Consider the following 7,274-nt stretch of genomic DNA (forward strand, 5'->3'; position numbering starts at 1 on the left):
CAATACGGCGATGGGGCCGGCTTCAGCCGAGCCGCACGGACAATTCGACGTCCTCGCCGAACGGCGTGGACATGTAGCCCGACGCCGGCGAGCGCACCCGCTCGAGATATTCGGGCGAGAAATCGGCATTGTCGGCGATGACCAGCGCGCCTGGCCGCAAGCGGCTCTCGACCAGGCTGAGGATCTCCGGATAGATCGCCTTGGCGCCGTCGAGCAGCAAAAGGTCGATCGTTTCGGGCAGGTCGGTGCTCAGCGTTTCAAGCGCGTCGCCCTCGCGGATCTCCACCAGGTCGATGAGGCCGCCCTCGGTCAGATTGGCCTTAGCCCGCATCACCTTGGACGGCTCGAATTCGGTGGTGATCAGGCGGCCGCCGCCATTGTCCCTGAGCGCTGCCGCAAGATAGAGCGTCGAGATGCCGAACGAGGTGCCGAACTCGATGATGATGCGCGCGCCGCTGCTGCGCGCCAGCATGTAGAGCAGCGTGCCGGTCTCCGGCGAGATCGCCAGCCAGAGGTCCTTCAGCCGACCGTAGAAATCGACATATTCGGTCTTGCTGTTGATCAGGCGCGCCCGCTCTTCGTGCGAGAGTCCCGCCACCGGACTGGTTGCGGCATTGGCTTCTTCGAACAGGCGGGCGAGCAGCGGGGCCAGCGGGGCATTGGTCAGCGTCGTCATGAACGTCTCCGGTCGAAATGGCTGCGTGCTTGTGTTGCGCCGAAAATACGAATAATCCTTCAGGTTTCCAATTCGCATTACCGGGCCGAGACATGACCGAACGCCCAAGTCATTCGATTTCCTCACGAAAACAGCCCAAACAGGCTCGCGCTTCGGACCTTGTCGCGGCTCTTTTGCAGGCTGCTGTTCAGGTTTTGGAGAAGGAAGGCGCGCCGCGTTTCACCACCACGCGCGTGGCCGAAAGGGCCGGAGTCAGCGTCGGCTCGCTCTATCAGTATTTCCCCAACAAGGCGGCACTTCTGTTCCGGCTGCAGAGCGACGAATGGCAGCAAACGACCGACCTGCTGTGCCGTATTCTCCAGGAGGTCGAGAAGCCGCCCCTCGAGCGGCTGCGCATCCTGGTGCATGCCTTTGTCCGCTCCGAGTGTGAAGAAGCGGCAGTGCGTGGCGCGCTCAACGACGCGGCGCCGCTTTATCGGGATGCGCCAGAGGCTCAAGAGGCGCGGGCTTCGGCGGAGCGCACGGTCGAGATATTCATGCAGGAGACACTGCCCGAGGCCTCCGATGCCACCCGAGCCATGGCCGGCGAGCTGGTCACGACGATGCTCAGTGCGGCGGGACGGGATTTTTCGGCAAGTTCGCGAATGCCGGCGGAGATCGAGACCTATTCCGATGCGATAGCCGATATGTTCTGCGCCTACCTCAGGAGCCTGGGGCACAGGGCCTGAAAGCGCCAGCTGTGGCCGGCCGGCCCGTTGGCGTCACTCTGCCGCCGATGCCAGCGGCCTCACCCTGGCCATCATCGAACGCAGCACCGCCGGTTTCAGCGGCTTGTTGATCACCGCAATATCGAGCCCAGCTGCCGCCGCCCGCACCTCGTTGGACCGGTCGGCGGTGACCAGCACGGCGGTCAGGTCGTTGCCATGGGTCGCACGCAGCCGGGCGATGATATCGAGGCCGGTTTCGCCGTCGAGATGGTAATCGGCAAGCACGATATCCGGGCGGTGTAGCGCGGCGTTCTCCAGATCCCGTGAGCCGGACACGGTATCAACCTTGCATCCCCAGCCTTCGAGCAGCAGCCGCATGCCCTCCAGGATGCGGGCGTCATTGTCGATACACAGCACATGCAGCCCGGCGAGCGAAGCCGCGGCACGGGCGGGAGCCTTGGTTTCGACCTCGCGTCGCGGCTCCTGCACCGCTGCGACCGGCAGGATGACCGAAAAGCGCGTGCCCTTGCCTGGATTGGAGAAGATGCGGATTTCCAGCCGAAGCACCCGGGCGATGCGGTCCACGATGGAGAGGCCAAGGCCGAGCCCTTCGGCTTCGCGCGCGCCTTCATCGAGCCGGGTGAACTCATGGAAGACCGTGTTCAGCTTCTCGCCGGCAATGCCGATGCCGGTGTCGATCACCTGGATCTCCGCCAGTTCGCCGCGCCGCCGCACGCCGACCAGGATGCGACCCCTGCGGGTATACTTGATGGCGTTGGAGACAAGATTCTGGATCAGGCGGCGCAACAAATTGCGATCGGTCACCACCGTCAGCGAAGACGGCATGATCGTCAGGCCGAGTTTTTTCTCGGCGGCCATCGGCCGAAAATCATTGCCGATCTGGCGCAGCAGGCCGTCGAGATTGAAGGCGGTATCGTCCGGCTTCATCGCCCCGGCATCGAGGCGCGAGATGTCGAGCACGGCGCCGAGAATCGTCTCGACCGATTCCAGCGAGGATTCGATATTGACCGCCGCCTTGCCGGCTGGGCCTTTGCCGGCCTTCTCGATCAGCGAGGAACAATAGAGCCGGGCGGCGTTCAGCGGCTGCAGGATGTCGTGGCCGGCGGCGGCGAGGAAGCGCGTCTTGCCGAGATTGGCCTCCTCGGCCAGCATCTGCGCCTGCGCCAGTTCCTCGTTGACCCGGGTCAACTCCTCGTTGACCCGGGTCAGCTCGATGGTGCGGGTCTTGACGCGCTGTTCCAGCGATTCATTGGCACGCTTCAGCGCCAGATCCTGTTCGACGCGCCCGGAAATGTCGGCATAGGTGGCGACGATGCCGCCATCCGGCATCGGGTTGGAGCGCAGTTCCAGGATGCGGCCGCTGGTCTTCAGTTCCATCTGCCAGGGGCTGACGAAGCTGGTCAGCCGGTTGAGCATCGCCACGCGCTGGTCGGCGGGGATGTCGCCGCGCTCGGCGAGATGGCGTAGAATCTGGTCGAGCGAGACGCCGACCTGGCCCATCTCGTCGGGCAGGTCGAACAGCGCCCGGTACTGGCGGTTCCAGCAGATCAGCCGGAAATCGCGGTCGAAGACGGTGATGCCCTGCTCCATCTGGTCGAGCGCGATCTGCAGGAGGTCGCGGTTGTGCTGCAGCGCCTCGGTGGCGTCGTCGAGAAGGCGGAAGGCATCCCGGGATTCGCGGTCATGGCGCCGGAACAGCAGCGATAGGATCAGCCGCGCCGAGGAGGAGCCGACGGCGCTGGCCAAAAGCTGCTCGGAGAAGCGGATGACCTCCATGCTCGCCTGCTCCTTGCCGTGCAGCGAGGTGCCGTTGGTCTTCTCGAACGACTGGAAGGAACGCTCGGTGCGCTCGACGCCGAGGTAGCGCGCGATCGTGTCCTTGAGGTCGTTGACGGTGATGGCGGTGCGGAAGCGGCGCAGGCTCGGCATCGGACTGGCGTCGCGTGGCACGAAGATCGACGCCTGGATGCGCTCCAGCGGCACCGACGCGCGCGACAGCGAGCCAAGGGCGAAGAACAGCGTGTTGATCGACAGGCTCCACAACACGCCATGGTTCAGCGGTTCGGCGACCGTTCCGAACAGCGCCTGCGGCCGCAATGCCTCGAAACCGAACAGCCCTTGCAAGATGATGTCGGCATCGGGTGCGACAAGCGAGGGCAAAAGCAGTGTGTAGCCCCATACGAGGATGCCGGCGATCATGCCGAGTGCGGCGCCCCTGCCATTGGCGCCGCGCCAGATCAGCCCGCCGATCAGCGCCGGCGCGAACTGCGCGATGGCCGCGAATGACATCAGCCCGATCGACGACAGCCGCGCGCTGTTGGTGCTCTCGCGGTAGTAGAGGAAGGCGATGAACAACAGGATGAAGATCGCTCCGCGCCGCACATTCAGGATGAGCGTCGACCAGTCCTCGTTCTCGGAGGTCGAGGTCTTGAGCAGGCGGCGCACGAACAGCGGAATGACGAGGTCGTTGGAGATCATGATCGAGAGCGCCACGCTTTCGACGATGACCATGGCCGTTGCCGCAGACAGCCCGCCGATGAAGGCCGCCATGGCGAGCACGTCGTGGCCGCTGAACAGGGGCAGCGACAGCACGTAGAGATCGCTGCTGGTGCCGGTGCCGACCAGCGACAGGCCGGCAAAGGCGATCGGCAGCACGAACAGGTTGATCGCCACGAGATAGAGCGGAAACACCCAGGTCGCGGTACGCAGTTCGGCTTCACCGCGGTTCTCGACGATGGTGACGTAGAACTGCCGCGGCAGCATGACGATGGCAAAGCCGCTCAGACAAGTCAGCACCAGCCAGGTGGCGAGCGAGGTGTTGTAGCCCATCGCCTGGCGCACTTGTGCATTCTGCGCCAGCTTGGCGAACATGTCGCCCGGGCCGCCGAAGATCAGGAAGGTGACCATCAGACCGATTGCCAGGAAGGCGGCGAGCTTGACCACGGTTTCGACCGCCACCGCCAGCACCAGCCCGTCCTGATGTTCGGTGGCGTCGGCATGGCGGGTGCCGAACAGCACGGCAAACAAGGCCAGCAGCATGGCGACGACCAGCGAGATGTCGCTGACGAACGGATCGAAAGAGGGCGGCGATCCCGTATAGTGCTCGACCATCAGGCTGACCGAGCCGGAAATCGCCTTCAGCTGCAGCGCGATATAGGGCACCGCCCCGATGGTGGCGATCAGCGTGGCGATCGCCGCGACGGTGAAGCTCTTGCCGTAGCGCGCGCCGAGGAAGTCGGCGATCGAGGTGATCTTCTCGGTCTTAGCCAGCCGCACGATGCGGTTGAGCAGCGGAAAACCGAACACGAACACCAGCAACGGGCCGGTATAGATGCCGAGGAATTCGAGGCCGCGTTCGGAGGAGAGCCCGACCGAGCCGAAGAAGGTCCACGAGGTACAATAGATCGCCAGGCTGAGCGCATAGATGAAGGGTCGCGCACGACCGGGCCCGGAGATGGCCGAGCGGCGGTCGCCCAGGCTGGCGATGGCGAACAGCAACGTCACATAGGCGATCGCGATGATGACGATGAACAAGCCTTGCACGCCCGGAATTTCCTCCTTTGCAGTCTTTCTGTCCGGCTTGTCCGAACGCAATCACAGCTTGGGTCCCAAGTCCATCACGGCTTTGGGTGCATGAAGCGCGTGATTTCTGGAGGCTAACGGCAGGGAAGGAGAAAGCGATTGCTTTCTCCTTTTTGCCCATGTTGCAACCGGAGGTTTTTGTTATGTTGTCGCCGGGTCGATGCGGCAAGGACGGAACGGCAGCGCGGCCCGCCATGCAAGGAGGGTCGAATGCTGAAAGAATTCCAGGAATTCATTTCCAAGGGTAACGTGATGGACTTGGCCGTCGGCGTCATCATCGGCGCTGCCTTCGGCAAGATCGTCACTTCGCTGGTCGATGATGTCATCATGCCTTTCATTGGCGCGCTCGGAGGGGTCGATTTCAACAACTACTTCATTGGCCTGTCGCACAATGTAACTGCGACCAACCTTGAAGATGCGCGCAAGCAAGGCGCGGTCTTTGCCTATGGCAGCTTCATCACCGTGGCGCTGAACTTCCTGATCATTGCCTTTGTCATCTTCCTGATGGTCAAGGGGGTGAACAATCTGCGCCGGCGGCTCGAGCGCGAGAAGCCTGCTGCCCCGGCCGCGCCGCCCCCCGCCGATGTCGCGCTGCTCACCGAAATCCGCGATCTGCTCGCCAAGCGATAAATTCAGCCAGCCATTGCTGGACCAAAGCCCCGGTCGTTCGCGGCTGGGGTTTTCTGTTTTCGTATCTGGTAAAGAGCGGCAAGCCTAGAGCAATTCCAGGAAAAGTGTGAAACGGTTTTCCCGGGAAACCGCGTAGCGCTTTCCCTGGGGAATTGCGTTAAAACAAAGAGTTAGAGCGGGTTGCCGTTTCCGTGAAACGGTGAACTGCTCTAAGGGAAAACGGATTTGTCCATGAGCCTGATCGATAGCTTTCGCGCCGAAGCCCGCGCCGCACCGGAAAGCGGCATTGTCGCCGTCGTCAATTACGGCCGCCTGCGCGAGGGCCTGATCCCGTTATGGGCCGGCGAGGGCGACCTGCCGACACCCGCCTTCATCACCGATGCCGCGTCGAAGGCGCTGGCCGGCGGCGAGACGTTCTACACATGGCAGAGGGGCATCCCCGACCTCAGGCAGGCGCTGGCACGCTACTACGCCAGGCATTTCGGCAAGACGTTCCCGGAGGAGCAATTCATCGTCACTGGATCCGGCATGCATGCCATCCAGATGTCCCTTACCGCTCTTGCCGGCGCCGGCGACGAGGTGATCTATCTGTCGCCGGCCTGGCCGAATTTCGACGCTGCCGCCGCCCTGTCGGGAGCCGTTCCGGTGCCGGTCACGCTCGATCATTCCGGCAATGGCTGGTCCTGCGACGTCGAGAAGATCGCCGCGGCGATCACGCCGCGCACCAAGGCGCTGTTCATCAACACGCCGTCGAACCCGACCGGCTGGACCGCCGATCACGAGACCTTGCAGGCCATCCTCGACCTGGCGCGCGCCAAGAACGTCTGGATCATCGCCGACGAGATCTATTCGCTGTTCCACTACGGCCATGGCCGTGCGCCGTCCTTCCTCGACATAGCGACGGAGGAAGACCGCATCCTGTTCGTCAACTCCTTTTCCAAGAACTGGGCGATGACCGGCTGGCGCGTCGGCTGGATCAAGACGCATCCAAGCCTGCAGCAGGTGTTCGAGAACCTGATCCAGTATTCGAATTCCGGCGTTGCCCAGTTCATGCAGCGCGGCGCGGTGGCTGCGCTTGACGAGGGCGATGGCTTCGTCGCCGAACAGGTGGAGCGGGCGAGAAAAGCGCGCGACCTGGTCTGCGGCATTCTCGGCGCCACCGGCCGCGCGCGGTTTGCCGTGCCGCAGGGCGCCTTCTATCTGTTCTTCACCGTCGACGGCATCACCGATTCCCGCACCGCCGCCTTCGACATCGTCGACAAGGCCAATGTCGGCCTGGCGCCCGGCACCGCCTTCGGCCCCGGCGGCGAAGCCTTCCTCAGGCTGTGCTTCCACCGCCGCCTCGACCAGATCGAGGAAGCAGCGCACCGGCTGGCGAAATGGATGAAGACTATTTAGCCAGCCCGCGTCGGCTGGCAGTCGAGTCCCGTTTCAACCGCCGGACTTGGGCACCAGGAGCGGAACGATCCGATCGCTCTTCGCAACAATGGGCCGTCCTGCCGAGCCGTAGGGAATGCCGAGCGCGTCCCAGGTCTCGACCAGCGCGTCCTGCAGCTCGGCGATCAGCGCATCGGAATGGAACGGTGTCGGCGTGATGCGCAGACGTTCGGTGCCGCGCGGCACGGTCGGGTAGTTGATCGGCTGGATGTAGATGCCGT

The 7,274-nt window shown here is 63.6% G+C and carries 5 protein-coding genes and 1 pseudogene; 3 read left to right on the forward strand and 3 right to left on the reverse strand.

The window, feature by feature from the left end:
- Nucleotides 1-22: 22 nt before the first annotated feature.
- A complete protein-coding gene (locus CK228_RS07040) occupies nucleotides 23-676 on the reverse strand; it encodes an O-methyltransferase (RefSeq protein ID WP_095787352.1) in 654 nt (217 codons plus the stop codon).
- Between the two features lie 92 nt (nucleotides 677-768).
- Between CK228_RS07040 and CK228_RS07045 the strand changes: the two genes are divergently transcribed.
- Nucleotides 769-1,404, forward strand: coding sequence for a TetR family transcriptional regulator (locus CK228_RS07045; RefSeq protein ID WP_095787325.1), 636 nt, complete (start codon nucleotides 769-771; stop codon nucleotides 1,402-1,404).
- Nucleotides 1,405-1,437: 33 nt separating this feature from the next.
- Here the strand turns inward: CK228_RS07045 and CK228_RS07050 are convergent, their stop codons facing one another.
- On the reverse strand, nucleotides 1,438-4,947 hold the full coding sequence (locus CK228_RS07050) for a PAS domain-containing hybrid sensor histidine kinase/response regulator (RefSeq protein WP_095787353.1): 3,510 nt from the start codon (nucleotides 4,945-4,947) through the stop codon (nucleotides 1,438-1,440).
- Between the two features lie 249 nt (nucleotides 4,948-5,196).
- Here CK228_RS07050 and mscL point away from each other — a divergent pair, with 249 nt between their 5' ends.
- Nucleotides 5,197-5,616 carry a large conductance mechanosensitive channel protein MscL gene (mscL, locus tag CK228_RS07055; protein ID WP_027047745.1) on the forward strand — a complete coding sequence of 140 codons (420 nt, stop codon included), beginning with the start codon at nucleotides 5,197-5,199 and terminating at the stop codon, nucleotides 5,614-5,616.
- 231 nt (nucleotides 5,617-5,847) lie between these two features.
- Nucleotides 5,848-7,014 carry a pyridoxal phosphate-dependent aminotransferase gene (locus CK228_RS07060; protein ID WP_095787326.1) on the forward strand — a complete coding sequence of 389 codons (1,167 nt, stop codon included), beginning with the start codon at nucleotides 5,848-5,850 and terminating at the stop codon, nucleotides 7,012-7,014.
- A gap of 33 nt (nucleotides 7,015-7,047) precedes the next feature.
- Here the strand turns inward: CK228_RS07060 and CK228_RS07065 are convergent.
- Nucleotides 7,048-7,274, reverse strand: a pseudogene (locus tag CK228_RS07065) (5-aminolevulinate synthase); the annotation flags it as partial.

Origin of the sequence: Mesorhizobium sp. WSM4312, from assembly GCF_002294875.1 — a bacterium.
Lineage (GTDB): Bacteria > Pseudomonadota > Alphaproteobacteria > Rhizobiales > Rhizobiaceae > Mesorhizobium.